Source organism: Rhizobium sp. N621 (assembly GCF_001664325.1).
Lineage (GTDB): Bacteria > Pseudomonadota > Alphaproteobacteria > Rhizobiales > Rhizobiaceae > Rhizobium > Rhizobium esperanzae.
Window position 1 is genome coordinate 2,361,191 of record NZ_CP013495.1, and the last position, 19,748, is coordinate 2,380,938.

The following is a 19,748-nucleotide window of genomic DNA, read 5'->3' on the forward strand; positions in this document are numbered from 1 at the left end:
GAAAACGTCACCGTCGATCTTGGTCTTGCGTGCAGGTTCTTATGCGTTCATCGGCTGTATCAGCAATTCTCCTCGCCGCCGTGATCCTGTCGGGATGCTCCACGAGCTCTGGCGCCGAAGACGTGCTCACCCCTGTACCGTCCAAGGAAACCACAAACGCCATCGCGAAGCCGAGCGGTCCGATACCGTCCGCCGCCGTTGGCGAAGCTGCCCCACAGGCAAGCCCGCCGCAGGAAGCATTGAGCTGGACGGCACCGGTTCCGGAGCCCCAGGCGCTCGTGCCCGCAGACAGGCCGGTCGGCATGCCGATGCCGACGGAACGGCCGGTGGCGATGCTCATGCCCGCTGACCCGGCGATCGATCCGGATGCCGGCCCGAAATCACCGACGCGCTCGCGAATTTACGGCCACCGCTTCCGCGATGCCAAACCGATCAACTTCGGCAGGACTTCGCCGAGAAAGCTTGCCGTGCATGGCGTCGACGTCTCGCGCTGGCAGGGCGAGATCGACTGGGAAACTTTGCGCCAGCAGGGGGCCAACTTCGTCTACATCAAGGCAACGGATGGCGGCGATCACCTCGATCCGATGTTCAAGAAGAACTGGCGCCGCGCCAGGGAAGCCGGCCTGAAACACGGCGCCTATCACTTCTTCTACTGGTGCCGGACGGCCGGCGAGCAGGCCGACTGGTTCATCCGCAACGTTCCAAAGGAAGCCAACGCGCTTCCGCCGGTCATCGACGTCGAATGGAACGGCGAATCGAGCTGCAAGCGGCGCATTTCCCCGGCCCGCGTCCGGGAAAAGATGCAGGTCTTCATGGACAAGCTGGAGCGTCATTACGGCCAGCGCCCGATCATCTACACGGCACCGGACTTCTACCGCGACAATTTGAAGGGCCAGATGCTCGACTATCCCTTCTGGCTGCGCTCGGTCGCCGCCCACCCCTCCAAGGTCTATCCCGGCCGCAAGTGGCTGTTCTGGCAATATTCCGGCTCCGGCCTCTCCGACGGCGTCGACGGTAAGATCGACCTCAACGTTTTCAACGGCAGCGAAAGCGACTGGCACGACTGGGTGGCGTCGCGATAGCGACGGCCCGCCGTGCCACTCCGGAACAGGCGAAACGACCGAACGCGTATCCGCTAGGTCTTTGCTAACGCAATGCCTTCAGCATTCCCTAAATGCTTGCAGGTAAAAGACGATCATCCAGTTCTGGGGAAACGGCTGATGAGCATATCCGGGATTACCAACACTGCTCTTTCGGGAATGCGGGCGCAGACGATGCGGATCGGCGCGATCGCCAACAACGTCGCAAATAGCAGCACGCCTGACTACGCAAGGCTGAACACCAGCCTCACCGCCGCTGCATCAGGCGGCGTCCAGGCGACAGTCAGCCCGACGGCGTCGGATGTCGACCCGGCCACCGAACTAACCGATCTCATCGAAGCCGAACAGGCCAACAAGGCGAACGCAGTGGTCTTCGAGACCGGCGCGGACATGTGGGAAATGCTGATGAGCATTAAGCGCGACTGAGTGCGACTCTCAAAGTCGTCGTGCTGTTATAAATCTGCTTTGCATCGGACCTATGTCGATCTGCCGATTGCGCCGGCCGTCGCGAAATCAGCCGCTCTGTTAGCGGAATTGCCCTTTACGCGCTTACACATCATCTCAGGAAAGAATTCCGCTTGCGCCGCACCACCTTATCAATTCTTCTGAATTTGGCCCTGATAACCAGTGCTAGCGCTAACGAAGACCTTTCCGGTGTTTGGCGTGACCTGTTCACACGCTGTCGAATTGCCGTGGAGACGGGCAAAGACTTTGATGCAACAGGATTACGCGACCTTGGGCGTGACATTAGAACGGCGGCCCCGGTGACCGCACCTGGGGTACCCTTTCCACTTCTGCATGGGTACAAAATGGCTGAACAGCGCTGGGAGGTTCCCGGAGCTCGATTCGTTGTCGTCGAAACCGAGTATCCACCCGATCATGGCAAATCGCGACGTGCGTGCAAACTCGAACTCGCTCGGGGAGCAAAGCCGATCTCGGCAGACGAAGAAAACCAACTGAGGACGGCATTTCTTGCCGAGCGAGATGTACTCCTCGGCACTGGGCGCTACGAGCGCTGGAATCCGGACCCCATATTTTCCACCAACCTGGGTGTTCGGTTAGCCGAGAAAAATCCTTCGGACTGCCACGTCGTTTCTCTCATGCAAATCGAGACCCGATCCCAATCGCCATCATTTTTCGCGACAGGCACCGCCGAACAAGACGCAGCCTGTGGTGCAGCGCCTCGTTTTGCTCATCCATAAATAGAAAGCCGCGATCTTAACGGAGCCAAACCGGCTTCATCAGGAACGGATAGCGGCTAATTTCAGCGTGTGTGAGCGATGTCAGGAATGCGCCGGCTCGTTTTGGCGCTGTGCAGCAAGGGCAGCGAGATCGGCGGGTTTCAGTTCGACGGATTCACCGCAGCCGCAGGCCGATGTCTGGTTGGGGTTGGTGAAGGTGAAGCCGGAGCGCAGCGTCGTCTGCTCGAAACCCATTTCGGTGCCGAGCAGGTAAAGTACGGCTGAGGGTTCGACCCAGACCTTGGCGCCGTCGCGCTCGATCAGATCGTCCTTGGCATTCGGCTCGGTCACCAGGTCGATGGTATATTCCATCCCGGCGCAGCCGCCCTTCTTGATGCCGACACGAACCCCTTTCGCTTCCGGCCCGGAATTTTCGACGATCGCCTTGACGCGGGCGGCAGCCCCGTCCGTCATGCTCATCACTGCAAAGCCCATCGGCTTCATCTCCTTCCACAACCGGGGTCAAGATCCGGTGCTTCGTGAATCAAATGTAGTCGCCCGAGGTAAACGGATCAATACCGCGTGCGGTACTGCGTACTAGCGCAGCTCAGTACGGGTTCAGTACCAGCCGACGGCGACCTGCGCCTCCTCGGACATGCGGTCCGGCGTCCATGGCGGATCGAAGGTCATTTCGACCTCGACGCCCGACACACCTTCGACGGCGCCAACGGCATTCTCCACCCAGCCCGGCATCTCGCCGGCAACCGGGCAGCCGGGCGCGGTCAGCGTCATCATGATCTTCACCATCCTGTTGTCCTCGATGTCGATCTTGTAGACCAGGCCGAGTTCGAAGATGTCGGCAGGGATTTCCGGGTCGTAGACGGTCTTCAGCGCGGCGATGACGTCATCGCTGAGCCGCGCCAGTTCATCGGTCGGGATGCTGGAATGCACGATGCCTTCGCGCACGTCGATCTTCTGTTCGCTTTCGTCCAGGCTCATCACGGACACTCCTCAGGCAAAGAACTTGCGCGCATAATCAAGCGCATCAGCCAGCGCATCGACCTCGGCGCGGGTATTGTACATGCCGAACGATGCACGGCATGTGGAGGTGACGCCGAAGCGTTTCAAGAGCGGCATGGCGCAATGCGTGCCGGCCCGCACGGCAATTCCCTGCCGGTCGATCACCATCGAGACGTCATGGGCGTGGAGGCCGGCAAGCTCGAAGGAAAAAATGCTCCCCTTGCCGGGCGCCGTCCCGAACATCCGCAGCGAATTGACCGACCGGAGGCGCTCGGCTGCGTAAGCTGCAAGATCGGCCTCATGCCGGGCGATCGCCTCGCGGCCGATCTTCTCCATATAGTCGAGCGCATAACCGAGCCCGATCGCCTGCACGATCGGCGGCGTGCCGGCTTCGAAGCGATGCGGCGGATCGTTGTAGGTGACCGCGTCCTCGGCGACCTCGAAGATCATCTCGCCGCCGCCCTGGAATGGGCGCATCTGGGCAAGCCGTTCCTTCTTGCCGTAGAGCACGCCGATGCCGGATGGGCCGTAGAGCTTGTGGCCGGTCATGACGTACCAGTCGCAATCGATATCCTGCACATCGACCGGCAGGTGCACGGCACCCTGGCTGCCGTCGATCAAGACCGGGATGCCGCGCTCATGGGCGATGCGGCAGACTTCCTTGACTGGAACGATCGTGCCGAGCGCATTTGACATATGGGTGATGGCGACGAGTTTGGTGCGCTCCGTCAGGCTCTTCTCGAAATCCTCGATATGGAAGGCGCCTTCGTCGTCTACCGGCACCCAGACCAGCTTGGCGCCCTGACGCTCGCGGATGAAGTGCCAGGGCACGATGTTGGAATGGTGCTCCATGATTGTCAGGACGATCTCGTCGCCTTCGCCGATCTTCGGCATGCCCCAGCCATAGGCGACAGTATTGATCGCTTCCGTCGAATTCTTAGTGAAGACGATGTCATTGACCGAGGGCGCGTTGAGGAAGCGACGGACCTTCTCGCGCGCTGCCTCATAGGCATCCGTGGCGACATTGGAGAGATAGTGCAGTCCGCGATGCACATTGGCATATTCATGGGCGTAGGCATGCGAGATGGCGTCGATGACTGCCTGCGGTTTCTGCGCCGACGCACCATTGTCGAGATAGACCAGCGGCTTGCCGTGCACCTTCTCCGCCAGGATCGGAAAATCCCGGCGGATGGCTTCGACGTCGTACTCAGTGGCCGGCACTATCTTGTCCATGGCATTTATCCGATCAGGCGTGCTTTTCGAGCCAGGCCGAAATCACGCTTTCCAGCGCCTCGACCAAGGCCTCGTCTTCCAGTTCCTCGACGATCTCGGCGACGAAGGCGTTGACGAGCATCGCCCGCGCCTTGTTCTCCGGAATGCCGCGCGCCATCATGTAATAGAGATGATTGGCATCGATATCGGTGACCGTGGCGCCGTGGCCGCATTGCACGTCGTCGGCAAAGATCTCGAGCTCCGGCTTGACCGAAAACTCGGCGTCGTCGGACATCAGCAGCGTGTTGCAAGCCATCTTGGCGTCGGTCTTCTGCGCATCGGGCGCGACCCGGATCATGCCCTGGAAGATACCCTTGGCGCGGTCGAAGACGACGTTGCGAATCACTTCGGTCGAACCGGTATGCGGGACGTCGTGGCCGAGCACCATCGTCACATCGGTATGGCTTTCGACCCCGAGCAGGTTGATGCCGCGCAGCGTCAGATCGGCACCCTCACCCGTCACCTTGATATTCAGTTCCTGGCGCACCAGCTTTCCGCCGGCGTTGATGACGAACAGGCGAAGCTTGGCGTTAGCGCCAAGATCGACGCGGATCTGACCGAGATGCGTGTCGTCGGCGCCCTGCTGCTGCAGGATGATCCAGGTCAACTCCGTGCCCTCGCCGATGGTGATGTCACTGACGTGGGACACGAAGGCGGCATCGCCCGTCACCGCACGGTGACGCTCGATGACAGTTCCCTTGACGCCGGCGCCGAAGGAAACCGGAAGACGCGTATGCGTCTGCCCGCCGGCATGGATGAACTGGATTTCCAGCGGATTTTCAAGTTCGGTTTCATCAGGCACGTCGACCACATAGCCGTCGCGCACGAAGCTGCCGTTGATCCGACCGACCGCATCGTCGCTGCCCAACGCATCGAGCCTTTCGACGGCGGAACCGTCGATCAGCCGTTCGGAATAGGCCGAAAGGCCAAGACCATCGACGGCCGCCTTCTGATTGGCATGGCCCTGAATGACCGCCAGCACCGAGGAACCGGCAACGACCGGCTCAAGCGCGTTGGAGCCCGCGTCACCCACTTGCGCCGGTACGGCGCGCAGCAGATTCTTGAGGTCGGTATAGTGCCAGGCTTCGATGCGGCGCGTCGGCAGGCCGGCCTTCTTCAAATCATCGAGAAGCCGGTCACGCAGCGCCGTCACCGCACCATTGCCCGGCAGGTCGCCGATCTGCTGATTGAAGGCCTCGATCAGCGCCGTTTCGGCCGCGGTCAGGCGGCTCGTCGTCTGCATGTTCATGGACGTCGTCCTTTCCACCCGAACTCAGGCCGCTGTGCCGATGATGTCGGCGTAACCATTGGCTTCCAGTTCATGGGCCAAGGTCTTGTCGCCCGACTTGATCACCTGGCCCTTGTAGAGCACGTGGACGGTATCAGGCACGATATAGTCGAGCAGGCGCTGATAGTGGGTGATGACGACGACGGCGCGATCAGGCGAACGCAGCGCGTTGACGCCGTCGGCAACGATCTTCAGCGCGTCGATGTCAAGGCCGGAATCGGTTTCGTCGAGCACGCAGAGCTTCGGCTCCAGCAGCGCCATCTGCAGGATCTCGGCGCGCTTCTTCTCGCCGCCGGAGAAGCCGACATTGAGCGGCCGCTTCAGCATTTCGGTATTGATCTGCAGCTTGGCCGCAGCGTCCTTAACGCGGCGCATGAAATCCGGCGTCGTCAGCTCGTCTTCGCCGCGCGCCTTGCGCTGCTCGTTCATTGCCACCTTCAGGAACTGCATCGTGGCGACACCCGGGATTTCGACCGGATACTGGAAGGCGAGGAAAATGCCCTTGGCGGCGCGCTCGGAGGGATCGAGCTCGAGAATGCTCTCGCCGTTATAAAGGATGTCACCCTCGGTCACTTCATAGTCTTCGCGGCCGGACAGCACGTAGGAGAGTGTCGACTTGCCGGAGCCGTTCGGCCCCATGATCGCCGCAACTTCGCCGGCCTTCACCGTCAGGTTCAGGCCACGGATGATCTCGGTGCCGTCTTCGGCGATGCGGGCATGAAGGTTTCTGATTTCAAGCATCTCATTTTTCCTGTTCATAAAGCGGCTTCAAGGGCCGCCTGATTGACCGTTCGCACCGGCCTCGTCCGTCATCCTCGGGCTTGTCCCGAGGATCTAAGCCCTCAATTGTAATCGCTCCACTCCCGCGTATTCGGATGCGGTCGATAGACATTCTCAATTTCATCGATGCGCTCGTAGAGGTCCATCCAGGTCGGATTGAGCTCCTCGATGAGCTTAATTTTCCATTCGCGCAAATAACGCTTCAGCGACTTCTCCCGCTGGATCGCCAACACAATATTGGGATGATACTCAAACCAGACGAGGTTTTTCGCTCTGTATTTCTCCGTAAAACCCTTATGGATTTCGTTGCGGTGTTCCCAAATGCGCCCCTGCAGATCGCTGGTGACGCCGGTGTAGATTACACCTCTTGGTTTGTCGGACATCATGTAGACAAACCCGCTCACCCCATGCTCCGCAGACGTGCTTAGATCCTCGGGACAAGCCCGAGGATGACGGAAAACCGCTTAGCCAACACTCCCTTCCAGCGAGATGCTGATCAGCTTCTGCGCCTCGACGGCGAACTCCATCGGCAGCTCCTGCAGCACTTCCTTGACGAAGCCGTTGACGATCAGCGCGATCGCCGCTTCGGTCGGGATGCCGCGCTGCAGGCAGTAGAACAGCTGATCCTCGGAGATCTTCGAGGTCGTCGCTTCGTGCTCGAACTGCGCCGTTGAATTCTTCGCCTCGATGTAGGGTACCGTATGGGCGCCGCACTTGTCGCCGATCAGCAGCGAATCGCACTGGGTGAAGTTGCGTGCGTTCGACGCCTTGCGGTGGGCAGAGACCTGGCCGCGATAGGTGTTGTTGGAAACGCCGGCGGCGATACCCTTGGAGACGATGCGGCTCGACGTGTTCTTGCCGAGATGGATCATCTTGGTGCCGCTATCGATCTGCTGATGGCCGTTGGAGACGGCGATCGAATAGAATTCGCCTCTGGAGTCGTCGCCGCGCAGGATGCAGGACGGATATTTCCAGGTGATCGCCGAGCCGGTTTCGACCTGCGTCCAGGAAATCTTCGAGCGGTGACCGCGGCAATCGCCGCGCTTGGTGACGAAGTTGTAGATGCCGCCCTTGCCTTCCTTGTCGCCCGGATACCAGTTCTGGACGGTGGAATACTTGATCTCGGCATCGTCGAGCGCCACGAGCTCGACCACGGCCGCATGCAGCTGGTTTTCATCGCGCTGCGGCGCCGTGCAGCCTTCGAGGTAAGAGACGTAGGCGCCCTCTTCGGCGATGATCAGCGTGCGCTCAAACTGGCCGGTGCCCTTCTCGTTGATGCGGAAATAGGTGGAAAGCTCCATCGGGCAGCGAACGCCCTTCGGCACGAAAACGAAGGAGCCGTCGGTGAAAACAGCCGAATTCAGCGTCGCGTAATAATTGTCCGAGGTCGGCACGACCGAGCCGAGATATTTGCGAACCAGATCGGGATGTTCGCGAATGGCTTCGGAGATCGACATGAAGATCACGCCTGCCTTCTTCAGCTCCGCCTTGAAGGTGGTGACGACCGAGACGCTGTCGAAAACGGCGTCGACGGCGATCTTCGGCTTCTCGACGCCGGCCAGGATTTCCTGCTCGCGCAGCGGGATGCCAAGCTTCTCATAGACCTTCAAGAGCTCCGGATCGACCTCGTCGAGCGACTTCGGACCCGGCGCGCTCTTCGGCGCGGCGTAATAGTGGATGTCGTTGAAATCGATCTTCGGATAATTGACGCGCGCCCAGGTCGGCTCTTCCAGAGTCAGCCAGCGCCGATAAGCCTCGAGACGCCATTCCAGCATCCACTCCGGCTCCTGCTTCTTGGCCGAAATGAAGCGAATGATATCCTCGGACAGGCCCTTCGGCGCCTTATCCATTTCGATGACGGTCTCGAAACCGTATTTGTACTGGTCCACATCGATCAGGCGGACCTGGTCGATCGTTTCCTGCACGGCAGCCATTTCATTCTCCAATCTCGCCGGATACAAGGTCCGGCAGCTTGTAGCGCAAGGGCAAATCTCTTTGCCCTGATGTAAGAGGCCAAAAGGGACTTTTCAGCCCGATTGGCAAGCAGAAATTTGCGTTTCCGCAAGTTTATGATGCGGTCAGGCCGCCTCGCCCGCCGACCTGCGCCGGCAGGCGATCTTCGCGAAGGCGGCAATCGCCCTATCGATATCCTCTTCCGTTGTGGAAAAGCCGAGCGAGATGCGCAATGCCCCCAGCTTGGCGTCACGCCCCATCGCCGTCAGCACATGGCTTTCGCCGACCTTGCCGGATGAGCAGGCAGAGCCCGCCGAAAGGGCGACGCCTTCAAGATCGAAAGCGATCTGCCCAGTCTCCGCCTTCAGGCAAGGGAGCGTGAAGAAAATCGTGTTGGCGACTCTCGGACCACCGGCGCCGTGGATGATGACATCGGGCGCTGCGGCGTGCATGCCGGCTTCCAGCCTGCCGCGCAGCGCAGCAATCGCAGCGTTCCGTTCCTCAAGATCCTGAAGCACCGCTTCCGCCGCAGCTCCGAAGCCAATCAGCGCCAGCGAATTCTGCGTTCCCGAGCGGTGACCTTTCTCCTGCCCGCCGCCGCGGATCAGCGCCTTCGGCATCAGCGCCTCGCCGCGCGCGATCAATGCACCCGCCCCCTTCGGTCCGCCGATCTTGTGAGAGGAGACGATGATGAAATCCGCGCCGATGCGTTCGATCTCGATCGGCAGACGACCGGCGGCCTGCACGGCGTCGACAACAAAGAGACCACCGTGCGCCCGCACAATCTTGGCCGCTTCTTCGACCGGCTGGACGATGCCCGTCTCGTTGTTGACGAACATAATCGCCACCATCGGAAGACCTGTCGATTTGTCATGGGCATCGAGCAATGCGGCCAGCGCTTGCAGATCGACGATACCGGCGTCGGTCACCGGGATCTCGGTCGTGCGGTCCTTCGGGAATCGACCTCCCTCTCGTACAGCCAGGTGCTCGACGGCGGAAAAATAGAGGTGCCCGAGTTGAAGCGGCGTGCGGCCCATACGAAAATCCGGCGTCAGCACCAGATTGGCGGCTTCCGTCGCGCCACTGGTGAAGATCACGTTGCCCGGATCGGTGCCGGCAAGAGCGGCCACCTTGCGCCGTGCGCCTTCGATGGCGGCTCGGGCGGCACGCCCCTCCCCATGCACGCTGTTCGGATTGCCGAATATGTCGATGGCGCGCATGATCGCCTCGCGTGCTGCGGGGTGCAGCGGCGCTGTGGCATTCCAGTCGAGATAAAGGCGTGGCGGCGCCATGATCTTCAGTCCTGCGCTTGACGAGCTTGCTTCAGCGGCCGCGGTGCATTTTTCTTGAAATTTCCGCCGGGCTTGCCTTATGACACGTTCCACGACGCGTGGATCGCCATGCAAGTTTCGAATTGTTCTAAACTGCGTTTTAGAAAAGCTGACAACATTAGTCAAGTCATGTTGTCGTCCAACGCAGCGCGAACGCGAAATAAAACCCGGAGTACCAATGCCCGAAGTTATTTTCAACGGCCCAGCCGGCCGTCTTGAAGGCCGCTACCAGCCCTCCAAGGAAAAAAGCGCGCCCATCGCGCTCATCCTACATCCGCATCCGCAGTTCGGCGGCACGATGAACAACCAGATCGTCTACCAGCTCTTCTACATGTTTCAGAAGCGCGGATTCACGACGCTGCGCTTCAACTTCCGGGGCATCGGCCGCAGCCAGGGCGAATTCGACCACGGCGCCGGCGAACTGTCCGACGCCGCCTCCGCGCTCGACTGGGTGCAGAGCCTGCATCCCGATTCCAAAACCTGCTGGGTCGCCGGCTATTCCTTCGGCGCCTGGATCGGCATGCAGCTTCTGATGCGCCGGCCGGAGATCGAGGGCTTCATGTCGATCGCCCCGCAGCCGAATACCTACGACTTCTCCTTCCTGGCGCCCTGCCCCTCGTCTGGCCTGATCATCAACGGCGAGGCCGACAAGGTGGCGCCGGAAAAGGATGTCAACGGCCTTGTGGAAAAACTGAAGACCCAGAAAGGCATCCTCATCACCCATCGCACCGTCGCCAACGCCAATCACTTCTTCAATGGTCAGGTGGAGACGCTGATGAGCGAATGCGAGGATTATCTCGACCGTCGCCTCAACGGCGAGCTGGTGCCAGAGCCGGCGGCCAAGCGGATCCGCTGACCGCATAACCCCGGCGTCTGCCCACCGCCATCGTCACAACGCGCTGGGCTTCCACGACCGCATGCCGGCAGTCAGCTCGAATGCCGTGTCGAGCACTCCATCGATCAAGATCGGCGCGCGTTCGCGCATGCCGATCTTCCTGAGGACCTGCTGCGAAGCAATGTTTTCGGGATGCGTGAAGGCGATGAAGCCCGACGCGAACTCCCTTGCGAAGAACCAGTCGGCCAGCGCGCTCGCCGCCTCCGTCGCCAGGCCTTTTCCCCACGTCTCTTCGCGCAGAGAATAGCCGAGTTCGAATTCTTCGCTCCCGAACCGAGAAATGCCGGCGCGGCCAACGAAGCCGCCGTCCTCGGCAAGAAGCTTATATTTGGTCGTGCCGTCGCGCGCCTGCTCCTCCAACCAGCCGCGCAACCGGGTCTCGGCCTTATCGAGACTCCAGGGAGCGTTGCCCGGAAGGTAGCGCGTCGTCGCCGGCGTTGAATGCAGTTGCTGCAACAGGGCAGCGTCGCCTTCGTCCCACATGACAAAGCGCAGCCGCGGCGTCTTCAATATCGGGCTTTCGCTTGTCATGGCATTGCCAGCACGCCGCCGCTGACGGGAGCCGCAACTCCCGTCGTGCCGGGAAAGGTCAGCGGCAGCCCGTCCAGCGAGCGTACGGCGAGATATGCCCAGGCCTCGGCCTCCATCGCATCGCCGTCGAAGCCCGCGGCCTCGGCGCTCAACACTCTCGATCCCTCGGCCATCGCCGAGAGTTCGGCCATCAAGGTGCCGTTCAGCCGCCCGCCGCCGCAGACGATATAGGCCGAGGGACATTCGGGCAGAAATCCGGCGGATTTGACGATCGATGCGGCGGCGACATGCGCAAGCGTCCGGGCACCGTCTTCGAGGCTCGCCTCATCAGGCCGAAGCGGCACGAAATCGCCGCGATCGAGCGAGCGGCGAACATTGCCGCGGAAGAACGGGCTGTCGAGATACCGCTCCGCCAAAGCGGGGATCACCTTGCCGCGTCCGCCGATCTCGCCGCCGGGATCGTAGGTTCTGCCGGTCTGCATCTCTATCCATTGGTCGATCAGCGTATTGCCAGGGCCGCTGTCGAAGGCGGCGATCCGGCCGTCAGCGCCGATATAGGTGAGGTTGGAGATGCCGCCGATATTGACGAAGCATACCGCCTCTCCCGCCTGCTGGAATTTTCCCGCCAGTGCTGCGTGATAGGCCGGCACCAGCGGTGCACCCTGCCCGCCATGCACCATGTCGTTGGCACGCATGTCGTAGACTACTGATAAGCCCGACCGGCGCGCCAATTCCCAGCCGTCGCCGATCTGTATCGTCAGTCCCTCGTCCGGCCGGTGGAGCACCGTCTGGCCATGGAAACCGAGAACGTCGACGCCATTGGCAGCGAACCCGAAACGCTCGAGAAATGCCGTAACGGCAGTTGCATGCCGTTGGGTCAGCTCGAGCTCAATCTCGCGAAGTTCTCCCGGCCGTTCGTTCCTGTCGCGGAGCGGCCGTGCCAGTTCCAGCGCCCGTTTGAGCCGTCCGCGAAACTCTGCATCATATGGCATGCCGAGAAACGGCCCGCGCTCGATGAAGCCGCGGCCGTCGGTCCTGATCAGCGCGACATCGATTCCATCCATCGACGTGCCGCTCATCAGGCCGATCGCGGTTCTGACCACATCCATGAGGCTTGCCTCCCATGCGATTCCCGGATGCACTTTTGTAAAAACAGTGCTAAACGCGCCGCGACAGATCAACAACAACGAAGTTGCGTGAAGCCTGTGGGCGCAGCGCAGGCACGAAGAGACGAAAGCCATGTCCGAGTTCAAGTCCGATTTCCTCCGCACGCTGAAAGAGCGCGGCTTCATTCATCAGGTTTCCGATGAAAGCGGCCTCGACGACCTGTTCGCTAAGGAGGTCGTGACGGCCTATGTCGGCTACGACGCAACGGCGACGAGCCTGCATATCGGTAATTTGATCTCTGCCACCATGCTCTACTGGCTGCAGGAGACCGGCCACCGGCCGATCGCGCTAATGGGCGGCGGCACCTCGATGGTCGGCGACCCCTCCTTCCGTGACGAGCAGCGCAAGCTTTTAACGCCGGAGGCGATCAACACCAACATCGAGGGCATCAAGAAGATCTTCTCGCGCATCCTGCGCTTCGGTGACGGTCCGACCGACGCCTTCATGGTCAACAATGCCGATTGGCTGATGAAGCTCAACTATGTCGAATTCCTGCGGGATGTCGGGCGGCATTTCTCGGTCAACCGCATGCTCTCCTTCGATAGCGTCAAGCTGCGCCTCGACCGCGAGCAGTCGCTCTCCTTCCTCGAATTCAACTACATGATCATGCAGGGCTACGACTTCGTCGAACTCAGCCGCCGCTACGGCTGCCGCCTGCAGATGGGCGGTTCGGATCAATGGGGTAACATCATCAACGGCGTCGATCTCGGTCACCGCATGGGGACGCAGCAGCTCTACGCGCTGACGACGCCGCTTCTGACCACGAGCTCAGGCGCCAAGATGGGCAAGAGCGCCTCCGGCGCCGTCTGGCTGAACGAGGATGTCTTCAGCCCCTATGATTTCTGGCAGTATTGGCGCAACACCGAGGATGCCGATGTCGGCCGCTTCCTGAAGATCTTCACCCGCCTGCCGCTGGCAGAGATCGCCAGGCTCGAGGCCCTCGGCGGCGCCGAAATCAACGAGGCGAAGAAGATTCTCGCCACCGAAGCGACCGCGATCGTCCACGGTCGCGTGGCGGCCGAAGCATCCGCCGAAACGGCCCGCACTACCTTCGAGGAAGGCCGCGTCGCCGAAAACCTGCCTTCGGTCGAGATCCCGGCCACCGAACTCGACGGCGGCATCGGCCTGCTGTCGCTGATGGTCCGCGCCGGCCTGGCCGGCTCCAACGGCGAAGCCCGTCGCCACGTCCAGGGCGGCGCAGTGCGCATCAATGACGAGGCTGTCAGCGACGAACGCCGCCTGATCGGCAGCGGCGAAATTACCGCCGACGGCGTCATCAAGCTCTCGCTCGGCAAGAAGAAGCACATCCTGATCCGCCGCGCGGCCTAGAGCTTTTCCGGGTTAGATTGAAGCATTCTGCCGGAGCAGGTTTTCGTCAGGGCAGAGGCGATTGGCGACGGACATACCCCTCGGTACGTCCGAGCCGATCGCCTCTGATCCTGGCGGAAAGATGCCCGGCCCTCCGGGTTGGCTGAAACGGGCCGGCTGATCGACCGGCCGGCTTGGCCGTAGAGCTGGGCTACGACGCGCGCCGGCCGGTCGACCATCCGACTCCGTTTGAGCCAACAGAATGCTTCAATCTAACCCGGAAAAGCTCTAGGTGGCTTCAACTGAACGTATCTTGAAGCCGGCGCCCACCGCGCCGGCTTTTCTTTTGGCGCGGATCAGTCGGCCGGCGATCGGTATTCCGCTTCGTCTTGTTTCGTCTCTCGAAGGAGAGGTCCGGGCGGATTGACCTCCGAAGCAGGTCGTACGCGCGACCACCAGCCGATCGAGAAAATCGGCGGCGACATCTTTGCGTCGAGGGGAACCAGGAGGACATGCTCGGAGGGGGTGCTCTTCACCGGCTTCAGCCGTCCGCCTTTTTCTGCAGAGTTCGAGGCCTCGCCAACTGTCACGGCCATCACGGTGGCCGATAGGAAAGAGACTGTCCGGGCGCACTGCATGGCATCCTCCGACATTGCGCCGGCCGCTGCCGCAGCTGGCACCAATATTACATCAGAATTCTCTAAAATAATCAAAGCATCAATGACCAGCCTGTCGCCATAGGTCGGAATTATCCAACTATCCGCGCCACGATATCGTCTTCCGGAACCTTTTCCGCCCGACGGGATTTGCGACCAGATGCATTTGGAGCGCCGGCATGATCAACGACCTCTGGTATAAGAACGCCGTCATCTACTGCCTGTCCGTCGAGACCTTCATGGATGCGAACGGCGACGGTGTGGGCGATTTCCAGGGCCTGATGCGCCGTCTCGACTATCTCTCCGGCCTCGGCGTGACAGCGATCTGGCTCATGCCGTTCCAGACGTCGCCCGGTCGGGACGACGGCTACGACGTCTCCGATTACTATAATGTCGACCCACGCTATGGCTCGCTCGGCGATTTCGTCGAGTTCACCCATGGTGCCAAACAGCGGGGCATCCGGGTGTTGATCGATCTGGTGATCAATCACACCTCCAAGGATCATCCCTGGTTCGAAGACGCTAGGAGCGACCCGCATTCACGCTATCGCGAGTGGTACGTCTGGTCAGACAAAAAGCCCGCCAACGCGGATCAGGGCATGGTTTTCCCGGGCGTACAGAAGACGACCTGGACCTATGACGAAAAAGCTAAAGGCTATTATTTTCATCGCTTCTACGATCACCAGCCCGATCTCAACACGTCCAATCCCGAGGTCCAGGCGGAGATCCTTAAGATCATGGGCTTCTGGATCCAGCTCGGCGTCTCGGGTTTCCGGATGGACGCCGCCCCCTTCATCATCGCCACAAAGGGCGCCGAGGTCACCAAGCCGGTCGAGCAGTTCGACATGCTGAGGAAATTTCGCGAATTCCTGCAATGGCGCATGGGAGATTCCATCGTGCTGGCGGAGGCCAATATCCTGCCGAAGGACAATTTCGAATATTTCGGCGACGATGGCGACCGCATGCAGATGATGTTCAATTTCCAGGTCAATCAGACGCTGTTTTATGCTCTCGCCACGGCCGACACGCGACCTCTGAAGAAGGCGATGGAGGCCACGAAGCCGCGCCCGGCGACCGCGCAATGGGGGCTGTTTCTTCGCAACCACGATGAACTCGATCTCGGTCGCCTGACGGATAAGCAGCGCGACGCGGTACTCGCCGCGTTTGGACCCGAGAAGGGCATGCAGCTTTACGACAGGGGCATTCGCCGGCGCCTGGCGCCCATGCTCGGCGGCGACCGTCGCAGGATCGAGCTGGCCTACAGCCTGCTGTTCTCGCTGCCCGGAACACCGGTCATCCGCTACGGCGATGAAATCGGCATGGGCGATGATTTGTGCCTGCCAGAGCGCAACTGCACGCGCACCCCGATGCAATGGTCGATGGAACCGGAAGGCGGTTTCACCAAAAGCGCAAAGCCCGTTTCGCCTGTTATCAAGGACGGCCCCTACGGCTTCGAGCATATCAATGTCGCGGTCCAGCGGCGCGATCCGAATTCGCTCTTGAACTGGACCGAGCGGATGATCCGGATGCGCAAGGAGGCTCCCGAGATCGGCTGGGGCGATTTCTCAGCGGTCGACACAGGTGACGCCGGCCTACTGGCGCTGCGTTATGACTGGCGCGGCAATTCGGTGCTCATCCTGCACAACCTGCATCCGCACCCGACGGAAGTGACCTTCGATCCTGATGTTGGTGAACTCGGGCGATTGCTGATCGATATTGCCGATGGGGCAAGTAGTGAAGCCGACGACAAAGGGCGCCATACGGTCATGCTCGATGCCTATGGCTACCGCTGGTATCGGGTCGGCGGCCTAGACTATCTCCTCAGGCGGAAAGAAATCTAAGTCTCGCTTCCCTCACTGGAATTCGAAAATCTGCCGGAAAACACCAGGCGCGATGATCGACAGCGGATTGATCTGCAGGTTCGGCTGGTCGAACTTGCCGGTGAGCTTGAAAGTGATGCCGATCAGGCCGCGGTCGCTGCCATTGCCGAGGATCACGCCGATCAGCGGCAATTCGGCAAAGAGGCGATTAAGGCCGTAGGCCGGCATGAAGGTGCCCGTCATATCCATATTGCCCTTGCGGTCGCGCACCACGCCCTGGAAAGTCGCGCCGATCTGGTCGCCGCGCAGCACGCCGTTCTCGATACCGACCATGCCGTTGCGCGAGATGACGCGGGCAAAGCCGCGCTGGAAGCGTTGCGACGAGGTGTCGATGTCGCGTTTGACCGCCTCGTTGAGGCTTCGCTGCTCGTTGCCGACAGGTGTCGAGACGATCGAATGCAGGCGCTGTTCGTTGACGATCGAGAAGCGGCGCACATCGAGCGAGCCGTCCCATCCGCCCTGCGGCGAAAGCCGGATCGCCAAGTTGAGCAGGCCGCCCTGTATGTGCTGATAGAGATCGGCAAAACGCGATACCGCACCGGCATCGCCGCTGGTGATATTAATGACACCTCCGTCCTTCATCTGGCTGACAACCGCCTCGCCGCTGCCGGTGACGCCGGAAAAATTCAGCGTCTGCAGCTTGTCGCCGCGCAGCGACACCTGCGCCTGGAAATTGCCGATCTTCTCGTCGTTGAAGCCGACGACGTTTTTCAGCTTGGCGCGCACCGATACGCTGGTGTTATCGCCGTCGCCGTCCTCGCCGCCCTCCGAGCCCGATTTTAATCGGGCGATGACCGGCCGCGCATCGGCGCTGTCCCCGGAAACGGAGACGTCGAAATTACCCTTGCTGCGCTTGACCGACAGAGCGAAATCATCGAGCGAGGAGAGCCTGACACTGTCGAAATCCGCCGAAATAAGGCCGGCCTTGCCGACAACAAGCGATCCGCTGGCGCCGAAGCCGTCACCCTTCAGCCGGAAATTCTTGATCTCGGCATTCTCGGGCGGGCCGGACATCTCGAATTCGGCGGAGGCGGCAATGCCGCTGCCTTTCGACCAGCCGATCCAGGGCAGGTCGAGCATCGTTTTGGTGAGGTCGAGTTGAACGTTTTGCCGGTCGTCGTCGATCCGCGTCAGCACCATCTTCAGGTTGCCCCTGACGATATCGGAAAGCCCGGGCATTACCTTGCTGCGCTGCTCATCGGAGAGCGTCGCCGTGATTACGCGCTGCCGCTGCACGCCAGACGACGCCTCGACCGGCTCGGTCAGATCGATATTGGCGGGAATGCCGTCGATTTCGCCTTTGGCGTCGAGCGTGATCTGCTTCGGATCGCCGTTCAGCATGCCGCTGACATTGCTGATCGTGCGGCCGGAAAACGGCTTGGCAAGATCGACGTCAGCGAGCTTCAGGGCGGCCTTCCACTCGGCCGGCGGCGGGTTTTGCGAAGAGAGCAGTCCGAAATGCGCCTTCACATTCGCGTCGATATGTCCCTTGAAATCGTCGGGCGTAAAGCCGGCGCGCTGCAGCACCCGGACCGGCTTATAGGTGAGGAGTTCGCCTATGGCGTCCGCAGCACCCGATACCGCAAGATCGATATCGGCCATCAGCGGTTTGTCGTAGGCGGACGGTATGACGAACGTCCCCTGCCCGAGGCCGACGGACCGACCGGAGGGGAAATAGGACATGCCGCTCTTGATCGAAATCGTCGCAACGGCACCGGTCAGATCGAAATGCGCCGCCGTATCACGGACCGGCGGAATGTCGCCGGCGACGTTCATCCGCGCGCCGGCAATATCGAAGCCGATGCGGATCTGATTGGCGTCGAGCTTCAATCCTTTACCGCCGGCTGCCTCGTCAAGCCGGCCGAATGGAATGAAGACTGAAATCGAAGCATCGGTGACAGTGCCGCCGAAGAGATTGCCATGCACCCAGGTGCGCACCTTGGGCGCCATCCAGAACGGCCAGAGCTGCTTGATCGCCGTCGTCTGCAGCTCTCTGGACTGGCCGGCGAAGCTGATTTCCGGTGATTTTTCACCCAGCCTGATGTGCAACGCCCCGTAAAGCGCGCCGAGCGGGCTGGAGACGGTCATGTTGGGGAACAGGAATTCCCGGCCGGCGACCATATAGCGTCCGGTCGCCTGGATGTCGAAGGCAACAGGCTGTTCGCCGGAGCCGCTCGGGGCGGCGGTGCCGCCGCTGACGAGCAGATCGATGCCGAAGCCCTTGCCGGCTTTGGGGTCGAGTTTGTCGAGATCGATCAGCGCGCCATTGAGGGGCAGCGTGGTCGCGCCGAACCGGAGATTCGATTTAGCAATCTCGACTGTCTGCTTGGTGAAGTCATAGGCCAGATTGATTTGCCCGCCCGACAGCTCCTGCGGATCGCCATCGGCATAGATCAGACCGGGATCGATGTCGATCGTCGCCGCGAGGGCCGGTTCGACGCCATCGCGCGTCCTCGTGGCCGACACCGTCAGGTCGGCAAAAGTGTTAAGCCCTTGCCGTATCACGCCCTGATCGTTGCGTTTCAGCGTAAACGGCGTGAGGTTCGCGTGCTTGAGCGTCGCCACCACCTTCGATACCTGGCCGCCTTCCTTCTCGGCCAGCACGTCGAGTTCCGCCACCTCGCCGTTAAGCGCAACCTCGCCTCTCAATTGCAGCGAGGATGGCCCGCCATGAGCGAATACCAGATTGTCGACGACAAGCGACAGCGGACCGTTCGCCGTATCGGCAAGCTTGATGTCGATGCCGGAGATGCGCACGGAATTCGTCGAGCCGCGCGTCACGATGCTGTCGAACATGTCGAGTTGCTCGAAGATCGTCTCCATCGCCGCCGGCATGGCGTCAATGCGCAGATCGTCAAGCTTGACCGGGTTGCCGGAGGGCAGAAGCGCGGTGTCGAGTGCGATGTCCTCCGCTTCGATGTCCGCAACGGCGATACGGCCGCGGAAAAGCTGCAGCGGATCGAGACCCAGGCGCACCGAACCCGTCGTCGACAGGTGCTGGCCGCTCTTCTGATCGATCATGTTGACGTTGCGCGCTTCCAGCGCCAGCCGGAAGTCGGAGGTGAAACGGATGACGGTGGAGCCGACTTCGACACGGTAGCGCGGCCCGGCCACGCCATCTAGCGCCGCCTGCGCCTGTTGCGACAGCGGCTTGTCGAACATGCCGCTTTCGACGGTGAAGACGATGACAGCAAGGATAAGGAGAATCAGTCCGAGAAAAACCGACGTCAGCTTCGCCGTCCGTCGCATCGGCGAACGCGGCGGCGGGCAATGAACGATGATCGGATCCTCGGACTGAGCGGACGGCAAGCGGTCCAGCGCAACGATATCCTTCTTGCGAAACGTGACCTTTTCGCCGCGGATGGCTGACATGCGCCCTCGGGCTC

Annotated in this window: 18 protein-coding genes; 6 read left to right on the top strand and 12 right to left on the bottom strand. The window is 61.1% G+C overall.

Annotated features, from left to right (window positions below; genetic code table 11):
* Positions 1-41: 41 nt before the first annotated feature.
* The 3 genes from AMK00_RS11495 to AMK00_RS30725 all read left to right on the top strand — a co-directional run bounded on the left by AMK00_RS11495 (position 42) and on the right by AMK00_RS30725 (position 2,302).
* Positions 42-1,082: a GH25 family lysozyme gene (locus AMK00_RS11495; RefSeq protein WP_064810454.1), complete on the top strand. Its 1,041-nt coding sequence runs from the start codon at positions 42-44 to the stop codon at positions 1,080-1,082.
* 138 nt (positions 1,083-1,220) lie between these two features.
* Positions 1,221-1,526, top strand: coding sequence for a flagellar basal body protein (locus tag AMK00_RS11500; RefSeq protein WP_064810455.1), 306 nt, complete (start codon positions 1,221-1,223; stop codon positions 1,524-1,526).
* A 152-nt stretch (positions 1,527-1,678) separates the two neighbouring features.
* The gene (locus AMK00_RS30725; RefSeq protein WP_082240297.1) at positions 1,679-2,302 is read left to right on the top strand and encodes a hypothetical protein; all 624 of its coding nucleotides are present in this window, start codon (positions 1,679-1,681) and stop codon (positions 2,300-2,302) included.
* Between the two features lie 81 nt (positions 2,303-2,383).
* On the opposite strand, the gene sufA is transcribed toward AMK00_RS30725, so the two are convergent.
* From sufA to AMK00_RS11540, 8 genes are all read right to left on the bottom strand, one after another.
* On the bottom strand, positions 2,384-2,776 hold the full coding sequence (gene sufA, locus AMK00_RS11505; RefSeq protein WP_064802812.1) for a Fe-S cluster assembly scaffold SufA: 393 nt from the start codon (positions 2,774-2,776) through the stop codon (positions 2,384-2,386).
* Between the two features lie 123 nt (positions 2,777-2,899).
* Complete coding sequence (locus tag AMK00_RS11510) at positions 2,900-3,280, bottom strand: SUF system Fe-S cluster assembly protein (protein ID WP_064810456.1); 381 nt, start codon at positions 3,278-3,280, stop codon at positions 2,900-2,902.
* A gap of 12 nt (positions 3,281-3,292) precedes the next feature.
* Complete coding sequence (locus AMK00_RS11515) at positions 3,293-4,534, bottom strand: cysteine desulfurase (RefSeq protein ID WP_064810457.1); 1,242 nt, start codon at positions 4,532-4,534, stop codon at positions 3,293-3,295.
* A 13-nt stretch (positions 4,535-4,547) separates the two neighbouring features.
* On the bottom strand, positions 4,548-5,822 hold the full coding sequence (sufD, locus tag AMK00_RS11520; protein WP_064810458.1) for a Fe-S cluster assembly protein SufD: 1,275 nt from the start codon (positions 5,820-5,822) through the stop codon (positions 4,548-4,550).
* A gap of 24 nt (positions 5,823-5,846) precedes the next feature.
* On the bottom strand, positions 5,847-6,602 hold the full coding sequence (sufC, locus tag AMK00_RS11525) for a Fe-S cluster assembly ATPase SufC (protein ID WP_064802821.1): 756 nt from the start codon (positions 6,600-6,602) through the stop codon (positions 5,847-5,849).
* 101 nt (positions 6,603-6,703) lie between these two features.
* Positions 6,704-7,045 carry a GIY-YIG nuclease family protein gene (locus AMK00_RS11530; RefSeq protein WP_064810459.1) on the bottom strand — a complete coding sequence of 114 codons (342 nt, stop codon included), beginning with the start codon at positions 7,043-7,045 and terminating at the stop codon, positions 6,704-6,706.
* 60 nt (positions 7,046-7,105) lie between these two features.
* Positions 7,106-8,575, bottom strand: coding sequence for a Fe-S cluster assembly protein SufB (gene sufB, locus AMK00_RS11535; protein ID WP_064802824.1), 1,470 nt, complete (start codon positions 8,573-8,575; stop codon positions 7,106-7,108).
* Between the two features lie 144 nt (positions 8,576-8,719).
* The gene (locus AMK00_RS11540; protein WP_064810460.1) at positions 8,720-9,886 is read right to left on the bottom strand and encodes a cysteine desulfurase family protein; all 1,167 of its coding nucleotides are present in this window, start codon (positions 9,884-9,886) and stop codon (positions 8,720-8,722) included.
* 217 nt (positions 9,887-10,103) lie between these two features.
* On the opposite strand from AMK00_RS11540, the gene AMK00_RS11545 reads away from it, so the two are divergent.
* Positions 10,104-10,781 (top strand): alpha/beta hydrolase, encoded by a 678-nt coding sequence (locus tag AMK00_RS11545; RefSeq protein WP_064705075.1) that lies wholly within the window; start codon positions 10,104-10,106, stop codon positions 10,779-10,781.
* A gap of 33 nt (positions 10,782-10,814) precedes the next feature.
* On the opposite strand, the gene AMK00_RS11550 is transcribed toward AMK00_RS11545, so the two are convergent.
* Both AMK00_RS11550 and AMK00_RS11555 read right to left on the bottom strand, forming a co-directional pair.
* Positions 10,815-11,351, bottom strand: a complete 537-nt coding sequence (locus AMK00_RS11550) for a GNAT family N-acetyltransferase (RefSeq protein WP_064802828.1) — start codon at positions 11,349-11,351, stop codon at positions 10,815-10,817.
* Positions 11,348-12,460, bottom strand: a complete 1,113-nt coding sequence (locus AMK00_RS11555) for an anhydro-N-acetylmuramic acid kinase (protein ID WP_064810461.1) — start codon at positions 12,458-12,460, stop codon at positions 11,348-11,350. The genes AMK00_RS11550 and AMK00_RS11555 overlap by 4 nt, the downstream gene beginning before the upstream one ends.
* A gap of 130 nt (positions 12,461-12,590) precedes the next feature.
* Here AMK00_RS11555 and tyrS point away from each other — a divergent pair, with 130 nt between their 5' ends.
* A complete protein-coding gene (tyrS, locus tag AMK00_RS11560) occupies positions 12,591-13,847 on the top strand; it encodes a tyrosine--tRNA ligase (RefSeq protein ID WP_064810462.1) in 1,257 nt (418 codons plus the stop codon).
* A 335-nt stretch (positions 13,848-14,182) separates the two neighbouring features.
* Here tyrS and AMK00_RS32995 read toward each other — a convergent pair whose 3' ends face one another.
* Positions 14,183-14,464 carry a hypothetical protein gene (locus AMK00_RS32995; protein ID WP_064810463.1) on the bottom strand — a complete coding sequence of 94 codons (282 nt, stop codon included), beginning with the start codon at positions 14,462-14,464 and terminating at the stop codon, positions 14,183-14,185.
* Between the two features lie 197 nt (positions 14,465-14,661).
* Between AMK00_RS32995 and AMK00_RS11570 the strand changes: the two genes are divergently transcribed.
* Complete coding sequence (locus tag AMK00_RS11570; protein ID WP_064810464.1) at positions 14,662-16,323, top strand: alpha-amylase family protein; 1,662 nt, start codon at positions 14,662-14,664, stop codon at positions 16,321-16,323.
* 12 nt (positions 16,324-16,335) lie between these two features.
* On the opposite strand, the gene AMK00_RS11575 is transcribed toward AMK00_RS11570, so the two are convergent.
* Complete coding sequence (locus AMK00_RS11575) at positions 16,336-19,734, bottom strand: YhdP family protein (RefSeq protein WP_064810465.1); 3,399 nt, start codon at positions 19,732-19,734, stop codon at positions 16,336-16,338.
* Positions 19,735-19,748 lie beyond the last annotated feature (14 nt).